Origin of the sequence: Roseivirga misakiensis (genome assembly GCF_001747105.1) — a bacterium.
GTDB lineage: Bacteria > Bacteroidota > Bacteroidia > Cytophagales > Cyclobacteriaceae > Roseivirga > Roseivirga misakiensis.
Genome location: NZ_MDGQ01000005.1, coordinates 966,012 through 984,285, shown reverse-complemented (window position 1 = coordinate 984,285; position 18,274 = coordinate 966,012). Strand labels below are relative to the sequence as shown.

Annotated in this window: 13 protein-coding genes; 7 read left to right on the top strand and 6 right to left on the bottom strand. The window is 39.1% G+C overall.

The annotated features are described in order from the left end of the window. Window positions 1–14: 14 nt before the first annotated feature. Window positions 15–911, bottom strand: coding sequence for a 4-hydroxy-3-methylbut-2-enyl diphosphate reductase (locus BFP71_RS11985; RefSeq protein ID WP_069835701.1), 897 nt, complete (start codon window positions 909–911; stop codon window positions 15–17). An 11-nt stretch (window positions 912–922) separates the two neighbouring features. Continuing rightward, window positions 923–1,606: a (d)CMP kinase gene (cmk, locus tag BFP71_RS11980; protein WP_069835700.1), complete on the bottom strand. Its 684-nt coding sequence runs from the start codon at window positions 1,604–1,606 to the stop codon at window positions 923–925. A gap of 128 nt (window positions 1,607–1,734) precedes the next feature. Between cmk and ade the strand changes: the two genes are divergently transcribed. From ade to BFP71_RS11945, 7 genes are all read left to right on the top strand, one after another. Continuing rightward, window positions 1,735–3,363 (top strand): adenine deaminase, encoded by a 1,629-nt coding sequence (gene ade, locus BFP71_RS11975; RefSeq protein ID WP_069835699.1) that lies wholly within the window; start codon window positions 1,735–1,737, stop codon window positions 3,361–3,363. Window positions 3,364–3,430: 67 nt separating this feature from the next. Continuing rightward, entirely contained in the window at window positions 3,431–4,720 is a 1,290-nt protein-coding gene (locus BFP71_RS11970; RefSeq protein WP_069835698.1) for a tetratricopeptide repeat protein, read from the top strand. A 192-nt stretch (window positions 4,721–4,912) separates the two neighbouring features. Further along, window positions 4,913–6,226: a tetratricopeptide repeat protein gene (locus BFP71_RS11965; RefSeq protein WP_069835697.1), complete on the top strand. Its 1,314-nt coding sequence runs from the start codon at window positions 4,913–4,915 to the stop codon at window positions 6,224–6,226. Beyond that, window positions 6,226–6,507: a sll1863 family stress response protein gene (locus BFP71_RS11960; protein ID WP_069835696.1), complete on the top strand. Its 282-nt coding sequence runs from the start codon at window positions 6,226–6,228 to the stop codon at window positions 6,505–6,507. Before BFP71_RS11965 ends, BFP71_RS11960 begins: the two co-directional genes overlap by 1 nt. Window positions 6,508–6,587: 80 nt before the next feature. Further along, window positions 6,588–7,049, top strand: a complete 462-nt coding sequence (locus BFP71_RS11955) for a hypothetical protein (protein ID WP_069835695.1) — start codon at window positions 6,588–6,590, stop codon at window positions 7,047–7,049. Window positions 7,050–7,128: 79 nt separating this feature from the next. Continuing rightward, a complete protein-coding gene (locus tag BFP71_RS11950) occupies window positions 7,129–7,605 on the top strand; it encodes a hypothetical protein (protein ID WP_069835694.1) in 477 nt (158 codons plus the stop codon). Window positions 7,606–7,690: 85 nt separating this feature from the next. Then, window positions 7,691–8,578, top strand: coding sequence for a tetratricopeptide repeat protein (locus BFP71_RS11945; protein WP_141719749.1), 888 nt, complete (start codon window positions 7,691–7,693; stop codon window positions 8,576–8,578). Window positions 8,579–8,602: 24 nt separating this feature from the next. On the opposite strand, the gene BFP71_RS11940 is transcribed toward BFP71_RS11945, so the two are convergent. The 4 genes from BFP71_RS11940 to BFP71_RS11925 are packed head-to-tail and all read right to left on the bottom strand — an operon-like array spanning window position 8,603 to window position 18,230. Next, window positions 8,603–10,972: an ABC transporter permease gene (locus BFP71_RS11940; RefSeq protein WP_069835692.1), complete on the bottom strand. Its 2,370-nt coding sequence runs from the start codon at window positions 10,970–10,972 to the stop codon at window positions 8,603–8,605. 11 nt (window positions 10,973–10,983) lie between these two features. Continuing rightward, window positions 10,984–13,407 (bottom strand): FtsX-like permease family protein, encoded by a 2,424-nt coding sequence (locus BFP71_RS11935; protein WP_069835691.1) that lies wholly within the window; start codon window positions 13,405–13,407, stop codon window positions 10,984–10,986. Window position 13,408: 1 nt separating this feature from the next. Next, a complete protein-coding gene (locus BFP71_RS11930) occupies window positions 13,409–15,865 on the bottom strand; it encodes an FtsX-like permease family protein (RefSeq protein WP_069835690.1) in 2,457 nt (818 codons plus the stop codon). Window position 15,866: 1 nt separating this feature from the next. Next, the gene (locus tag BFP71_RS11925) at window positions 15,867–18,230 is read right to left on the bottom strand and encodes an FtsX-like permease family protein (protein ID WP_069835689.1); all 2,364 of its coding nucleotides are present in this window, start codon (window positions 18,228–18,230) and stop codon (window positions 15,867–15,869) included. Window positions 18,231–18,274 lie beyond the last annotated feature (44 nt).

The window sequence follows — 18,274 nt, the reverse complement described above, 5'->3', positions numbered from 1 at the left end:
AAAGGTGCCTAGCTTTATTGTACTGGCACTGTTTCAGAAAAGGAATTCTCTATATGTTTAGCAACATTTTCCATCAACCACATTGGTGTTGATGTTGCTCCACAAATACCGACTTTATCATCGGGTGAAAACCATTCTAAATTCACTTCATCCTCGTTTTCAACAAAATAACTCCTGTCGTTCTGCTGTTTACAAACACCATAAAGAGCCTTGCCGTTTGAGCTTTTCTTACCGCTGACAAAAATGATCACGTCAACAGAATTAGAAAACACTGTTAGTTGTGGCTCTCTGTTCGAAACCTGACGGCAAATACTATCATTAGCCGTGAAATCAAGTTCCTCAATTGAATTATTGGCTGCCTTAGCTCTGGCCTCCATAATTTCACGGATTCTATAGAACCCTTTTGTACTCTTTGTAGTCTGTGAAAAAAGTGTCACTGGTTTTGAGAAATCAATCTTATCCAGGTCTTCATCTTCCATAACCACGATGGCCTTGTTATTTGTCTGTCCTGTCAGTCCAATAACTTCGGCATGACCAGGTTTACCGTAAATAACAATTTGTCCGTCTACCCTATTCATCTTGTCATGAGCAAGCTTCACTCTATTCTGTAGTTTCAACACTACCGGACAAGAAGCATCAATCAACTCTATATTATTCTCGAGCGCTAATTGATATGTTTCAGGTGGCTCGCCATGGGCCCTTATCAGCACCTTGGCATTTTTAATATTCTTTAATTCTTCTCTATCAATAACTTGAAGCCCCTTTTTGTTTAGGCGTTTTACTTCCATGCTGTTGTGCACAATGTCGCCTAAGCAAAACAGATCGCCATCAACCATTTCATCCTCAGCCATTTGTATGGCAAACTCCACTCCAAAACAATACCCAGAATTTTCATCAATCTTCACTTCCATTCTCGTAGAATTTATTCCTCAGTTATCCGATCATTTGCCAAATCTAATATTTTTTGAACTTGGTCTTCAAACTTCAAATTCGATGTATCTATTTCCACAGCATCAGCTACTTTCACTAAAGGACTTTCCTCTCTAGTAGAATCTTGGAAATCTCTCGATTCCAAATTCTTCATAATCTCATTTAAATCAACCTGCTCTCCCTTTTCGGCTAATTCCTTCTGTCTTCTCTTCGCACGAACTTCTGTCGATGCAGTCATGAATACTTTCAATTCGGCATCAGGGAAAACTACAGAACCTATATCTCTGCCGTCCATTACCACACCCTTCTCTTCACCCATGGCTTGCTGTTGTGCAACCATAGCTATACGAACCGCTTTTACCGCTGAAACTGCACTCACATTTTCAGATATGTACATTTTACGGATTTCATTTTCAACATTTTGTTTATTCAAAATGGTTTCGTTTTTCTGAGATTCTTTATTGAACAGAAAGTCAATATAAATTTGATTTAGGGCCGCTTCTACGGCATCCTCATCCATTAAATCGACTTTGTTTTGCAAGAAGTATAGCGTAACTGCTCTATACATGGCTCCTGTGTCGATAAATTTATAGTGCAGGGCTTTGGCAACAACTTTAGCGGTGCTGCTTTTACCACAACCAGAAAGACCATCTATAGCAATATTGATTTTCCTCATCAATAAATTTTGGGCAAAGGTACGGTATGATCATTTGAGGAGCTAGACTGCGGACGAAAATTCTTCCAGAGCATTGAAACTTGTCTATAGTCTTTTGTGAAGAATCTAGAATCTTTCAAATTGCGCATATGAAAATAGTATCAGGCAAAATCGTCGATGTTAGAAATAGAAGAATCTATACTGGCGAGATTCACATCGAAAATGATCGGATAAAAAAAATCATTGAGACAGCAGAAGTCCAAGATCAATATATACTGCCAGGTTTTGTTGATGCTCACATTCATATAGAAAGCTCTATGCTTGTTCCATCTGAATTTGCTCGTTTGGCCGTGGTCCATGGTACTGTTGCCACAGTTTCGGACCCTCATGAAATTGGCAATGTATTGGGGGTTCAGGGTGTAGAATACATGATAAAGGATGGTAAAAAAGTGAATTTTAAGTTTGCCTTCGGGGCACCTTCTTGTGTTCCAGCTACCACTTTTGAAACCGCCGGGGCAGAAATCACACCCAAGGAAGTCGAGTACTTATTGGCTAAACCAGAGGTAAAATACTTAGCCGAAATGATGAATTGGCCAGGTGTACTTTTCAACGATAAAACTGTTTACGAGAAATTAAACATTGCTAAGGCATTAGGTAAACCTATCGATGGTCATGCACCTGGACTCAGAGGTGAACAGGCTGAAGCCTACGTAAAAGCTGGAATTTCTACCGATCATGAATGTTTTACGGCAGATGAGGCAAGAGACAAGTTAAAACACGGAATGAAAATCGCGATTAGAGAGGGTTCTGCGGCTAAAAACTTTGAAGCCCTCGTCGACCTTTTCGCTGAAGCTCCAGAACAGCTCATGTTTTGTTCGGATGACAAACACCCTGACAATTTGGTTGAAGGGCATATCAACGACTTAGTTAAACGTGCTTTAAATAAGGGATATGACCTTTTTGATGTTTTACAGGCTGCCTGCATCACTCCAGTCGATCATTATAACTTGGATGTTGGAACTTTAAAAGAAGGAGATTATGCTGATTTCATTGTCACAAAAGACACCAGCAATCTTGATGTACTGGCTACTTACATCAATGGCATTCAAGTGGCCGATAAAGGAAAATCTCTTATAGAAAGTTCGCGAAGTGAAATTGTAAATCAATTTCATTGTGACCCCATAAAAGAAGATGCAATCAGCGTAAAGGCAACTTCAGAAAATATAAAAGTAATAGAGGCATTAGATGGGCAGCTGATCACGAACTGTCTACATTATTCAGCAAAGGTGGATCCTGCAGGATTTGTTCAGTCAGATGTTTCACGTGATTTATTAAAAATGGTAGTGGTGAACAGATATCAAAATGCCCAGCCTGCCGTAGCGTTTATAAAAAATTTCAACCTGAAAGATGGGGCCATCGCATCTTCTGTGGGACATGATTCTCACAATATCATTGCAGTTGGCGTGGATGACGCTAGTATTTGTAAAGCGATAAACTTGATCATCAATGAAAAAGGTGGCGTCAGTGCAGTAAGTTCAAAAGAAGAAGCCATCCTCCCACTCCCCGTCGCAGGAATCATGTCCAATGGCGACGGCTATGAGATTGCAAAAAACTACACTCAGATAGATAGAATGGCCAAAAGCATGGGTAGTACTTTAAACTCGCCTTTCATGACTTTGTCCTTTATGGGGCTACTTGTTATTCCTAATCTGAAGCTAAGCGATTTAGGTTTATTCGATGGTCAATCCTTTAAATTCACACCACTCTTTTCCCGATAAACTAAGGATTTAGTTTCATCTTGGCACATTTTTTGGCTAACTTATTACGTACCTTAAACTAAACGATATGAAAGTATTTGTAACAGCGCTTTTGTGTCTCGTAATAGCGTCAGCGCATATTTCAGCACAAGAGATCACTCAAAAAGATATAGAACGAGAATATGTAAAGGCCGATGATAATATGCGGTTTGACTATTATGAGAAAGCCACACCTGCCCTTCATTGGTTGCTGAAAAATGCTCCTTCGTTTAATCGCAATGTTCAAAAATATGCCGTCGAAGCCTTCGAAAATTTGGCTTTGAAAACTGAGAATGAAAGTAAGAAACGAGTATTACTCGATTCAATGCTTATCGCTTATGAGAGCAAAGAAGAACATTTCGGCTTAAGTGATTTAGATAAGAATAAGCTTGCATTCCGATACTTCAAGTATTTCAGAGATGATAAATCAAAATTAGCCGACGCTTTTGCCATGTACAAAGAAGTTTATGAAAGCCCAACAAGCGTTATTAACAATAACCTAGTTACTTACATATATATGGCACAGCGTTACGATAAACATGTAGCCAATTTATCTCAGGAAGAAATTCTTCATGTGTATAATGGCATAGCCAATGTTATTGGGCGGAAAAAAGTCATGGACGAATCAACGGCTAAATTCGATAAATATTTGAGCCAAGTTGATGATGTTTTAGTCAGAATGACAGCGGAAAGTATGAACTGCGAAATCATAGAAAAGCTAGCCAACGGTTTAAATCGAGCTGATAGTGTTAAGGTTTCGAAACGTGTAATGGGGTTATCATTGGATGTTAAATGTGGAAGAACGGCCTCATTCGAAGAGGCTTTAGATATCCTGTCGAGAAACGAGCCGACACCTGGTATCTTCAAAGTCTTGGCTCAATCGGAAGCAGCTGCTAAAAACTATGAAGATGCGATCTCACTTTACAAAAAGGCATTTGATTTAGAAACCGATAATGTCAAAAAGTCAAGTATCCAATTGAACATCGCGCAACTGTACCAATTGAACATGAATAAACCAGCGGCTAGAGAGTATGCACTATCAGCTATTTCACTTGATGATGCAAAAGGGCCAGCTGCCTACACATTGATCGGTCACTTGTATGCGAATAGCTATAACGAGTGCTCTGAATCTGATGATGACGTGGAAAACAGGGCGGTTTACTTTGCCGCTTATGATATGTTTGAAAAAGCTAAAAATCAGAGTATGATGAAAGAGATAAGCTTACAATTCCCTACTACGGGTAGCGCGTTTTCCGAAGGTCACTATGAAAATGATACAATAGAAGTGGGCTGCTGGATTAATATTGAGACAAAAGTAAGAACAAGGTCAAACAACTAGGAATCAAGAGGCTACAGCCTGTAATGACCAGTCGTTGAAACAACATATCGCTCTGCATCGTTTGAAGATGGGATCGCAACAATTTGATAATAAGTTGACGACTAGCGAATTACTGAATAAACAGTACTTTTGCATCCGATTAAATTTGGCTAACATTTTGCGACTAGCCGAACAAGGTTTAAAAACAAAAAAATGAAAAAAGTAATATCCATAGCATTAGGGTCTATCCTACTACTTTCCTTCCAGGCAAACGGACAATCATTGAAGCTTCCTGAAAATCCAGAATTAGCTTCAGAAGCTTCTAGAAGGTTCGCGCTTTCTGTTGACGCAATTTCTGTAGACAATTATAGAGAGGCGGCAAATGCGTTGAATTGGCTAATGAAAAACGTTCCAGACCTTTATGATGGACTTTATATAAACTCATATAAAGCTTATGAAGAATTGGCTAAAAAAGCTTCGGATGATACACAGAAAAACATGTTTCTAGACTCTATGATGACTTCTTTTAATAAAAAGGAGGAAATCTACGGGTTAACTGATCGTGAAAAGAACAACAAAGCATACCGATATTATAAGTATTGGAAATCAGATAAGGTTAGAATCAAGGATGGTATGGTCGCTTACAAAGCTGCCTATGAGGAGCCTGAAAGTGTTATCAATAATAACTTGGTATCCTACATGGATATGGCGAGAAGATATAAGGCTTATGGAAATGACTTACCAAATGAGGAAGTTATCGAAATCTATACCAAGGTAATGAGCGTGGTTGAAATGAAATCTGCCGCAGGTGAAGATCAGGCAAAATTAGATAGATATAAGACGGTTATTAATGGTTTATTGACTCAGGTGATGGGTGACGATCTAAACTGTGATTTTATCAATGAGAACTTAGCACCGCCATTAGATCAAGGTGAAGACTTAACGCTAGCAAAAAAGGTTTTTGGTCTACTTTTAGAAAGAGGTTGTGGAGATAGCCCATACATAGAAACGGCTGCAAAAATCATCCAAAAGAAAGAGCCTACCGAAGGCATAGCTAAAGTTTTAGCACAGCGAGCATTCGGTAATAAGGACTACGAAAGTGCTGCAAAGTATTATACTGAAGCCATGGAACTTTCCACGGACAATGAGAAGAAGGCTGATTTACTTATGAATATTGCCCAATTAAACCTGGCGCAGGGGAAAAAAGTTGAAGCAAGAAAATCTGCTTTCCAAGCAGCCGAATTAGATGCACAAAAAGCGAGTGAAGCTTACACCTATGTGGCAAACATGTATATGAATAGTTTCGATGATTGTTCGAAAGAAAATAGCATGATCGACGATCGTTCAATATTCATGGCTGCTTATGACCTTTATCAGAAAGCAGGTAATTCTAAGGGAATGGCGGAGGCCAAAGCACAGTTCCCTACCGTTTCAGATGTTTTTACGGCAGCTAAGAAAAAAGGAGATGCTATTAGAGTAGGATGCTGGATCAATGTAGGAACTACCATTAAAGTTAGAGAGAACTAATGGATACTGATAAAATCCTAAAGGAGCTAAAAGAAAAGATCGATGAGTTGGTTGGTCAAGCAAAAGATGCCAGTGAAGAGGTCCGAGAAGAAATGGAAGAAACCATTGAAGCTCTAAAGAAGCAAAGGGAGAAACTTGAAGAAAAAATGGTGGACTTCAAGACTAAAAATGAACCTAAAATTGAAGAAGCAAAGCACCATTTAAAAGTGGCTGGAGAAGAAATAGGCAAAGCCTTCGAAAAGCTTTTTAGAAAAGGACCCAGCGCACACGAAGAAAAATAGAACTTCATTAATAAAATATTTGAAAGCCCAGATCTATGATCTAGGCTTTTTTTATGTTTTGAATAGCTTTATCTTAGGATATGGCCACATCGAGGAGTGAAAAAGTTACACAATTTGCCATTGTCGTTATTGCTGTCTGTGCAGTAGTGGTATCGGTATGGCAAGTCAGCATCGCCCAAAGACACAATCGGTTAAGTGTTAGGCCTTATTTAAATTTCTTTTCTGGTTGGGCAACTGAAGATACATGGGCATTGAAATTACAAAATGAGGGTATTGGTCCTGCCATTATAAAATCGGTATCATTAACCTATAAAGGAGAGACATACACGCATTGGGATGCTGTCTTAGATGCTGCTGAAATTCGTGACAAACGTGTGAATTCTATAAACCTCGGTATTGATGCCCCGTTTAAAGCAGATAAAGAAATCATTTATCTACAACTCAAGGGAGACCCTAAAAACAGGGTGCTTTATGGTATTGAGGTGTTAATAAAGTATACATCCATTTATGATGAGCCATTTGAAATTGGTATGAGGTTTTAGTCTATTATCATGGGTTAAATAGATGAATTCGTTGACAAAACATCCATTTTTTAAAGTTTCAATAAATTTAATTTAGGTTATGTCTATGTCGAAAGGTGAAAAAGTCACACAGTTTGCTGTCGTTACCATTGCGCTATGCGCGGTAGTAGTTTCCTTATGGCAAGGTAGAATCTCTCAAAGGCAACTAGAGATTGCTGTAGAGCATAATAAGCTAACCGTAAAGCCATACCTAGAACTTATCAAAAGTATTGACGGAAGTGAAGGCACGCTGGAAATCATGTTATCAAACCAAGGGTATGGCCCCGCTGTAATCAAGAATGTCAAACTATCGCATGAGGGGAAAATTTATGACGCTTGGAACCCTCTACTGGCCGCTGCAAATGAAGGCAATAATATACGCCAGATTTATAATTACGATCCTAATTCCGTGGTGGCTCCCGGAGTTGACCGGGTGATTCTAAGATTAAAAACACCGCAGACTAATAAAGGGATAGCAATAGTCATGACCTATGAATCAATCTATAATGAGCTTGATTCTGTAAGTATCAGTTTCTAGTAAACACCCTTTTAAGGGCAAATATCATCGGATTTTCCCGTTGGAAGGTCATACTTATCTAGTTTCATGTCAAACGACGATTACAATGAAACAGATACTATTTATAGCCATACTCTTAAGCTTCAGTTCTATGGTATTCTGTCAGGATTTGAAAGAATCAGCATTAGATTACTTCAATAAGCAAGAATGGAAAGCCGCTGAAAAAACTTACAAACAGTATTTAAAAAATGCCCCAAAGGATTCTTTAGCCTGGTATAATTTAGCCATCAGCAATTTCAAAACACATGATTACAAATCGGCAATTAAGCACTTTACCAAAGCAAGAGAAAACAACTTTCCTGCTCCAAACATTGTGATAGGTCTCAGTAAAACCTATGCCGAACAAGGCGATAAGGAAAACTTAATGAAAACCCTTTCACATGGTGCCGATAACGGATTAGCCACCTACAGCCTCTTAACAAAGGATGCCTCTTTTACCAAATACCAAAACTACCCTGATTTTAAGGCAATCTTAGACAAGGTAGCGCTCAATGCTTATCCATGTTTAGGGCAATCAAATTACCGTCATTTCGATTTTTGGATCGGTGAATGGGATGTATTTGTTAATAACCGCAAGGTTGGCGAAAACTCGATAACTATGGCTCAAGGGGGCTGCGCTATTCATGAGAATTATAAAACAGCTGGCAATTACGCAGGCCAGAGTATTAACTTTTACGACCCAATCGATAAAAAATGGCATCAGCACTGGGTAGGTAGTGGTGGCGATGTTTACAATTACCTAGAAACAAGAAGAGAAGAAGGTCTACTTCAGTTTGAAAGTAAGTTCATGGGGCCGAATGGCAATATTAGCCTTTCTAGGTTAACATTTACCTTGAAAGAGGATGGTACCGTAAGACAACTCTTTGAAAACTCTACAGACGAGGGCAAAACATGGACCCCAAGTTTTGATGGTCTTTACAAAAAGAAACAGTGACATAAAAGAAAGCGCTCAGCCCTCCTACTCTTCTCGTAAAACTTTGGCCGGGTTTTCGGATGAAGTCTTAAATGATTGATATGCCGCAACAAGCCAACTCAGACTTATAAAACTCAGGAAACCTACTACGAAAGGGATCGGCCCAATCGCTATTCTATACACAAACTTACTCAACCAATTCTCCATGAAGAAATAGGCTATTGGAGCGGCTACTATAAAAGCAATCAATACAAGAATTGAATATTCTTTATTTAACAAAAGTAAGAGCCCTTTTACTGAAGCGCCTAAAACTTTACGAATACTCACCTCTTTTCGTCTTTGAGCAATCATATAAGTGGTTAAAGCAATCAATCCTAGCAATGAAATAATTACGGCAATGAGTGAGAATAATTGGAACATTCTAAACTGCCCTGCCTCCTTTTTATAAAAACTCTCAAGCTTATCATCGAGAAAAGCATATTCAAAAGGGCGATCAAAAAAAGATTGATATAATACTTCGATCTCACTAAGCTTTTTATACCCCTCGACTCCGTTGAGTTTTACTATTAATCTATTTGCCCCCCAGTCACTCAGTGGTAAAATAAACATTGGTTCTACTTCTTCTTTTAAGGAGTTGATATGAAAATCATTCACAATGGCAACCAATTCCTTTCCCGACCGATCATTATACTCATATAATTTGTGCCCGATCGGGTCTTCGAGCCAGCCTAATTTATCAGCTAGCGAATAATTGATAATTACTTGATTGTCATCAAAACTATTTGGGTCATAATTCTCCGCTTGCCAGTAGAATCCCATATCCAATGTACCGATCATATTCCCATCTGCCCTAATAATCTTTTCAGCAACACTATTTCCTCGGGACTTACCTTCTACTCTTGGTTCTGAATAAATAGTAGAAATCCAACCGCCCCCCATATCGAACCCATTTAAGCTGACGTTTTCAACTCCTGAAATTGTCATGATCTGATTTTTAAGAGATTGGTATAAATGGGTTGAATCTTCATCCAGGTTTATTTCAACGGTAAAATCCGTTTCAAAACCCAGATCCTTTTCTTTCAAAAAGGTCATCTGTTTATTCATCAAAGCGAGAATGGTGATAAGAACTGCTGTAGCCGTAAACTGGGCGAGTGCTAATCCTTTTTTGAGCCACTTCGCTCCTATAAATCCACCCGTCTGTTTTTGTAGTAGGGCCAATGGTCTACCTCTGGAGATATTTAGGGCAGGGTAAATACCTGAAAGCAAACCTAGACCTAGTCCGGCTAATACGACCCATACAAAGAATTCTAAACCAAAATAAGCGATTTGGATATCCTTGTCTAGTATATCATTATAGAATGGCAATAGTCGCTCAGCGATAGCGAAGGCCAACAGAAAGGAAAGCGTCGTGATGACAATTGATTCAACCAATTGGTAAGCGATTAAATCTCCCCTTGAAGCACCAATTACCTTTCTTAATCCCACTTCTTTCATTCTCTCTAATGACTGCGCTGTCACTAAATTGATATAATTGATTACGGCTAATAGAAGCACCAGAATTCCTATTCCAGAAAATAACTTGACATACCGAATGTCATTCTTATCAAATGCATCAGATTCGTATGAGGCGTAAAGCCTCTGATCCGTCAATGGCAGAAGACTATATTCAGTATCTTTTGTGAACATGTTATAGGTTGGCCTTTCTTTAGCATCATTGATGTGAGTGACCAGCTTATTCAAATCAAGGTTTGGAGAAACTTTTAGATAAGTTATTGCAGTTTGTACACCTCCAGTGTTTTCAAAATCATTTGTAAACGCGCCTGGTTTATTCAACAAGACTTGAAATTGAATCGTACTATTTGCCGGACTATCTTTTGCTATTCCAGTAATAAGGTACTGCTCCTTTTTTTCAATTTTGATAAGCTTACCAATTGGATCCTCATCACCGAAAAGCTTTTTACTATAGGACTCAGACAATACGGCTTTATTTCCTCCAACAAAAACGGATGCGCTGGAACCAGCTAGGAGATCAAAAGAAAAGAATTCAAAGAAATTATCCTGGGCATAAAATACCTGAGGAGTGTTAAACTGTCGATCTTCAATACTCACAAGCGCCTGAGCCCCCAAGTTCATCAACCGGTTGAAACCTTCGATTTCGGGCATATCATAAGCAAAGTAATCTACCAGATCTGAAATCGTTTTACCGGAAGCTCCTGATCTTTCGTTCGTCCTTATTAGTCTGTATATGCTCTGTTCGTTGTCATGAAACTTATCAAAACTCAGTTCATCTCTGACGTACAAAGAAATCAACAGAAAAGCGGTTAATCCAATGGTAAGGCCAAATATGTTGACTAATGAATAAAGCTTCTCCTTTTTCAGTTTTCTTAATACAATATTCAAGTGATTCTTAACCATGGAATTCTCTTTTACTCATTTCTTAAGGTATCCACTGGGTTTAAACGACCAGCTTTTAAAGATTGGCTTATAAGGGTAACCGCTGTGATTAATAACGTCAATAGAGCCGTTAATAATGGAATCTCATAGGAGATTTCTATTCGGCGCGAAAAGTCCGACAACCATCCATTCAGCAGATAAATTGAGAGCGGTATGGCAATGACAAAGGCCACGGCAATGAGCTTTGTAAAACCCCAGCCAAAATGCCTCATAATTTGAGGAACACTTGCTCCCAACACTTTCCTGATTCCAAACTCTTTGACACGATCGTCAATAGTGAAGATGGCCAACCCAAATAAGCCAATACATGAAACGAGGACAGCAAATACTGAAAACATTAATATTGTATTGAAAGAGCGTTCTTCGGCTTGAACAAGTGACTCATAACTGGTACTTAGCGGATACCATTTCATATCTAAACTGGACATTTCAGACCAAAGGGCCTTGATACTAGGAATTACATCATCTATTTTTCTACCCGATATCCGTACTGTTAAAGGATGGTGCCACCATGGATCGAATCCGACCGGGATCTTTTGTTGGATTATTAGCGGCTCAACTTCGTCTTTGAGACCATTAAAAACGAAATCCTGAACTACACCTCTAACTATACCATTTCCTAAGGCCTTACCCACCGGATCGTCACCCAGCTCAAAAGCTTTGACTGCGGCCTGATTGATAATTAGATTTTCATTTTGTGCTTTTCTGCTCTCACTTAACGAAGGGTTGAAATTTTCACCTACAATGAATTCTATGCCTAAGGTTTCAAAATAGGTGGCATCTACCTGTAGAAACGCAACGTCAAATTTAGTCCCATCTGGTAAATCCCAAACGCCTCTACCAGTCTGTCCTTCAGGGTTATTCGGTGTCATAAAGGTATAAGCAGCAGAGGCCACACCTGGAACTCTTGCTAACTCTGACTTAAATACCTCTTTATCCTTTAATTTCTGAGGGTTATTAATCACAATAACCTGATCTTGGTCATACCCCAGGTCGATATCTCTGAGGTGACTTATTTGGGCAAACATGGTTAGAACTGCTGCAATCAAACCAATGGAAAAAGTAAACTGTAGTACTGTGGCTCCCTTTCTCAATAACTCTGCGTTATAAATACCAAAGCCAGACTGGCCTTTTCCATTGTTCAATAGGGCAATAACTTTTCCACTAGACAAATAGAGCGCTGGGTAAATACCTGAAAAAAGCGTCAGTAGAACAACGAAGGCCACCAGACCTAGCACCCATTCTGGTGAGTGTAAAACCGAATACTCTACAAACCCACCAAAAGAAAGTGGCTGCCATTTAATAAAGGCCTCCACTACACCAAGTGAAAGTGTGACGGAAATGAGAATAACGACAAATGACTCTAATAGAAACTGCCCCGTTAACTGTTTTCGGGTAGACCCAAGTATCCTTTTTAGGCCGACTTCCTTCATTCGTTGTGAAGCGCGTGCGGTGGACAAATTCACAAAATTTATGATGGCAATCAGTAGCGCTGCAATACCAATAAAAAGCGTTGTTCTAGTTCTTTTTACGTCAGCTTTCGGCATTATTTCTCCTATTAAACCTTCGCTATCCCGAAGCGAGTTTAAAGGTTGTGCGAAAAAACCATGGTAACTACCCCTTTCTTTCCATTCTCCAAAAGTCAAAACATCGGTATCTTGTCTCCCAGGAAACACGTATTCTTCTGAGATGGATAAAAGACGATCATTTAGCTGATCTAAACTCACATTTTCTTTTAGTACAACATAGCTCATATCACCTGCAGAAAACCAACCGTCAGCCCTAAACGGGCTTCTCTTTTTCGCTATTAGAAAATCAAAAGCTAATTGAGTTTTATAGTGCGGAGTTCTACTAACTCCACCGATTGTGACTGTTTTGAACTTATCCTGAAACTGAACATATCGAAATTCTTTACCCAAAACATCTAGGGTACCGTAAATTCGCTTGGCCGTTTTCTCGTCAATTACAACCACATCTGGATTATTGAGTACTGTTTCGGGATTGCCAACTAGAAGCTCAAAATCAAATACATCAAAAAAGGTAGAGTCCGCCCATATAACCCGCTGATTTTCATAAACATCCTTATCCACATAAATATCTGTGTTTGGTATTTTTCGAAACGAAGTCATCGCTTCAATCTCAGGCTGATCCTCTAAAACATGAACCAAGTTCGACGGTAGTTTGGCAAATTTGCTGTCCTGTCCCCAGTACTTAGCAACTTCATAAACCCTATCCCGATTTGTGAAATCCATCTCATAAGTACCCTCTTGATAGACATACAAAGCACTCAACAAAAAAACACTTAGCCCCAACGTAAGGCCTAGCACATTAAGTCCATGTAACCATTTGGTCTTTCGAAAGCTTCGGAATGAAAATTTGATCGTTTGTCTGAGCATTTTATTCGTTTCTTAGGGTTTCAACTGGGTTTAGTCTACCAGCTTTCCATGATTGGAAAGAAATAGTAATAAATACAATTAGTAGGGTAAGTAATGTTGTGGTTCCAAAAGTGAAGAATGAAAGGTTAATTCTAGCATCAAAATCATTCAACCATTCTCGCATTATTAGACTACCTAGAGGTAAGGCAACAAAAATTGACAACAGTATCAATTTAAAAACATCATAACTAAAGAGTGCCATAATATTGCCAACTGATGCTCCTAATACTTTTCTAACCCCAAACTCATGGATTCTTTGGTCTATCATAAAAAGAGATAATCCAAGCAATCCGATGCAAGATATAATCACCGCAATTACGCTAAATGCGACCAGCAACTTATAGGCACTGGTTTCTTCAGATAGAAGTGATTCGTATCGCCATGCTAAATCATTCCAGACCATGGGGCTTCCGGCATAAGCAGTCCATATATGCTTTTGAAAAAGTGGTTCTATTGCTGCAATTGTTTCATTAATGTCATCGGTTTTAATAAGTAATTCACCCTGTACATTCGGGCCAGTTCGGCTAATAATGATCGGATCAATCGCCTCTCTTAGGCTTTCAAAGAAGAAATCTTTAACTACTCCAACCACTTCATATTTAATACCTCGTACTGGTTCATCTATTATTTCACCGATCGGGTTATCCAAACCCAACGTTTTCACTGTCATTTCATTAATGACTGCTGGTATATAAACACCTTTAGCATTCACATTTTCTTGCGTATTGCTTTTGGATTCATATGGCTTACCTAACAAAAACTCTAATCGCATAAGATCAAAGAAATTATGATCGGCAGTCATATAAGTGACTTTGATTTCTTCTCCTTCGGCGTTCTTCATGGGCACTGGAAAATACTGAACCCCATCTATCGGTGTTCTTGAAGAAAACCCAATTGATTTGACACTAGGTACTCTTTCTACCTCATTGATAAATGTGTTGAGTGTAGATGTGTTATCTCGTAAATTCTGAAACAGGCTTAAATTCCTGATAGACACTATTCCTTCGTCAGAATAGCCAAGGTCTCTATTCTTCAAAAAGTTGACCTGACTAAAAATAACGACGATCGAAAAAATCAGGCCTATTGAACATACAAACTGAACTACTGTTGCTCCTTTTCTAAAACCTTGCGCATTGGCCATTGAGAAACCACTGCTATGACTTTGCTTCTTAGTCAGGTTAATCAAAGAACCACTTGACAGGTACAAAGCAGGATATACCCCTCCTATTAGCGATAAAAGTAAAATGAAGATGACTACACTAATTATCCATTCTGAAGATTGAAGGACAGAATAATCGACCAGATTAAAAGAAAATGATCCATCTACATTTAAATAGAATTCCACAGCTGCCAGAGCCAAAACTGCCGATAATCCGATCAGCATAAAGGATTCGAATAAGAATTGTAAAATCAACAACCATTTTCTTGACCCTAAAATCCTTTTCACGCCTACTTCTTTATGCCTTACGGAGGCCTTTGCTGTAGATAGATTCACAAAATTGATAACTGATATGAGCAGGGCAGCCAACCCAACAATAATCATTGCATTTGATTGCTTGGCATTGGTTTTAGGCATTATCGACATTTGAGTATTAGACGACTTCCTTAAATCGTCTATCCCCTCGGCTTTAAACCCTTTATAGCGTGGAGAATTCTTCCAATCCGCAAGAGAAAAATCAGACGGTGCCGACTCTAAAACAATCGGTTTAATACGATCAAAGCTTATTCTTTCTAATGTTTCATTTAATTGAGCTAAACCAACACTAGCCTTCGTTTTGGCGAATACGAATTTATAGTTACCGTTCCAGTTGGCTTCCTGATAGTCATTGAGTGGGTTCTCGAACTTAATTAAGTCACTTTTCAGCTGCGTTTTATATTGTGGATCTGCCAAAAGTGATACGATCTGAACTGACTCCTTCTGACTATCTAACCGTCTACCAATTACATCTGTGGTCCCAAATACTCTCAGTGCTGCAGATTCAAAAATAGCGGCATGGTTTGGGGCAGAGATCGGCTGTTCTTTATTCCCCAAGCGAACTGAGAAATCGAAAATGCTCAAAAAGTTTTCATCCGCACTTATGGATGTGAGTTCAAAAGACTCGTCTGTTTCTGTATTCCAAGTAAACTTAGTAGGCGGAGTAAATACCGTTAAACCCTCTAAATCAGGTATTTCGTTACTAATACTAGCCAAATTTGGTGTTGAATAGGCAAAATCACCGATGCCGGGTATTACACTACTGATTTGATAAATTCTATTGCGATCGGAAAAATCGCGCTCGTAACTATTTTCTTGGTAAATGTAAAGCGAGGCCAAAAAGAACACACTCAATCCCAGTGTCAGACCTAGAACATTAAGACTATGAATTAGCTTAGATTTCTTAAAGTTTCTAATGGCAAATTTGACCGTTTGTCTAAGCATATTACTCGTTTCTAAGGGTATCTGTAGGGTTGATTCTTCCAGTTTTAATACACTGAAACAGTATAGTGATCATGGCGATGCCAATGGAAAGCACCCCAGAAAGTATAAATGGCGAGATGCTGATAGAAATTCTATTCGCAAACCCATTTAACCAAAGGTCTACTCCATAAAACGCCAGCGGAATGGATATAAAAAAGGCTAGAATGATCAGTTTCACAAAATCGAAACTAAATACCTTAATGATGTCCTGAACATTGGCCCCAAGTACTTTACGAATCCCAAACTCATGCAATCGCTGATCTGCTGTAAAAGCGGCCAAGCCAAACAAACCAAGACAAGAGATTAAAATTGCCAAAGCCGTAAATATTAGTACTGCATTCGCATTTTGGCCCTCTTTGACCAGTTGCCTTTCAAAATTCTGATCTAAATAGTAATACTCAAAAGGAATCTTGGTGAACTCTGTCCATACTTCTTCTACATCACCGATTGAGAAGGCGTCTGGTCTAAATCTCACCGCCAAATTAGTTTGGTTTGCCTGTGAATAAATAAACATGGCTGGCCCAATTTCATCTCTGAGGCCATCAAAGTAGAAGTCATCGACCACACCAATAATTGTCCAATAATCTCCAAATATTTGACCAATGGGATCCTCATATCCTAAGGCCTGAGCAGCCGCGTTATTGATCACGATCAAGGAATCATATTGGTTCTTCTCTGGATCGAACCAAGTACCATCTGTTACATTTAGTCCAAGGGCGTCATCTAAATATTCATCCGTATAGAAATGCGTCAGCGTAAGCGCCCTGTCTTCATCTAAATTTACGGATGTAGTAGCATCAGTACCATCGCCTGGTAACTTATGGGTAAAGCTCGCGTCTACAACGCTTGGTAGCCTTAATAGCTCATTTCGTAAGGCACTTTTGGCGTCTTTTAACGGGTAAGTCTGTTTGATTATGACTACTTGATCTTGTGCAAATCCTAGATTCACATTTTGTAGATGTCTTAATTGATTATAGATCAGAACACTGGCAATGATCAAGGTGGATGAAATGGCGAATTGCGTTACAACCAAACCGTTTCGCAATAGCTTAGCTCCATTTAAATTAAGCACACGATTAATTTTCATTCCCTTGAGTAGCGGGATCATTTTAGCAGAGGCCAGGAAAAACGCAGGATAAATACCAGACATAATTCCGAGGACTAAGACAAACAGGGCTAGATAGATCAACAATACCGGGTAGTTGACCAAAGAAACACCGATTACTTCTCCAAGCGACTGGTTGATTAGCCCGATAAACAATTCTGACATGCCAGCACCAAGTAGAGTAGCTATGAAGGTGATAATCACAGCTTCGATCAGGAAGTATTTAACCAATGCCTGTTTGGTAGCACCCAATACCTTACGAACCCCAATCTCTTTAGTCCGCTTAGAGGAATTAGCAGTGGTGAGGTTCATAAAATTGATAGATGCAACTAGTAGAATGAAAACGGCAATGATAGTGAGCGTAATGCGAGTTTGACGATCTCCGTTCTGACTGATTTCAAAATCGAGGTTAGAGTTCAGGTAAATATCACGTATCGGCTTAACATGGAACTCCATTTTATTGATACTTTCGATCCATTCCTCAAAAGGCATTTGATACCCCGCATTTAACACAGGAAAAACTTCTTTTTCCACTAGTCTGTCCAACTCATCCGTAAGGGCTTCAGGTGAAGTGCCCTGGGTCAGTTTCACATAAGAATAACCCGATAGCCCCCACCACCTATTCGGTTCATATACAGTTTTTCGAGAAGATATTACTAGATCGAAATCAAGATGAGATTTGAGTTTGTCATCTTTGATTACGCCTACAACCTTATGAGGCGGAAAGTCTAAAAACCTTACGACTTCACCCAAAACATCAGTTCTGCCAAAGAATTTCATAGCAGTCTTCTCTGAAAGCACCATCTCTCGAGGTTGCGCTAATACAGTCTCACTCGACTTAGCGATAAACTGATGACCAAATAATTTAAAAAAGGCACTATCGGCAAGCATTGCCTTTTTGACGGCAAAAGTCTGTTCTCCAATAATCACTTTTGTTTCGGCACCCAGCCGACCGACCCTTGTTTGCAACTCTATTTGTGCAAAGTCAGCAAGACTATGTGGTAAATTGGGAGATGTTGAGGCAACTCTCCCCATATTCATAAACGTCTCCTCTACCCTATAGATTCGTTCATAATCTTGGACATTCTTTTCATAGCTATTCTCTTGAAAGAGAAAAAGCGTGATGACTAAAAAGCTACCTAAACCTATACTTAAGCCTAAAACATTCAGGCTTGTTAAGAGTGGGCTTCGCTGAAATGACCGATATATTCCTTTTAACATTCTTAGATTCATCGTAATGGTTTTTTAATGAACATAATTGCTGT

Coding starts and splice junctions, on each gene's coding strand:
- BFP71_RS11985 (WP_069835701.1), bottom strand. CDS start 911: ATGGAAGTGAAGATTGATGAAAATTCTGGGTATTGTTTTGGAGTGGAG.
- cmk (WP_069835700.1), bottom strand. CDS start 1,606: ATGAGGAAAATCAATATTGCTATAGATGGTCTTTCTGGTTGTGGTAAA.
- ade (WP_069835699.1), top strand. CDS start 1,735: ATGAAAATAGTATCAGGCAAAATCGTCGATGTTAGAAATAGAAGAATC.
- BFP71_RS11970 (WP_069835698.1), top strand. CDS start 3,431: ATGAAAGTATTTGTAACAGCGCTTTTGTGTCTCGTAATAGCGTCAGCG.
- BFP71_RS11965 (WP_069835697.1), top strand. CDS start 4,913: ATGAAAAAAGTAATATCCATAGCATTAGGGTCTATCCTACTACTTTCC.
- BFP71_RS11960 (WP_069835696.1), top strand. CDS start 6,226: ATGGATACTGATAAAATCCTAAAGGAGCTAAAAGAAAAGATCGATGAG.
- BFP71_RS11955 (WP_069835695.1), top strand. CDS start 6,588: ATGGCCACATCGAGGAGTGAAAAAGTTACACAATTTGCCATTGTCGTT.
- BFP71_RS11950 (WP_069835694.1), top strand. CDS start 7,129: ATGTCTATGTCGAAAGGTGAAAAAGTCACACAGTTTGCTGTCGTTACC.
- BFP71_RS11945 (WP_141719749.1), top strand. CDS start 7,691: ATGAAACAGATACTATTTATAGCCATACTCTTAAGCTTCAGTTCTATG.
- BFP71_RS11940 (WP_069835692.1), bottom strand. CDS start 10,972: ATGGTTAAGAATCACTTGAATATTGTATTAAGAAAACTGAAAAAGGAG.
- BFP71_RS11935 (WP_069835691.1), bottom strand. CDS start 13,407: ATGCTCAGACAAACGATCAAATTTTCATTCCGAAGCTTTCGAAAGACC.
- BFP71_RS11930 (WP_069835690.1), bottom strand. CDS start 15,865: ATGCTTAGACAAACGGTCAAATTTGCCATTAGAAACTTTAAGAAATCT.
- BFP71_RS11925 (WP_069835689.1), bottom strand. CDS start 18,230: ATGTTAAAAGGAATATATCGGTCATTTCAGCGAAGCCCACTCTTAACA.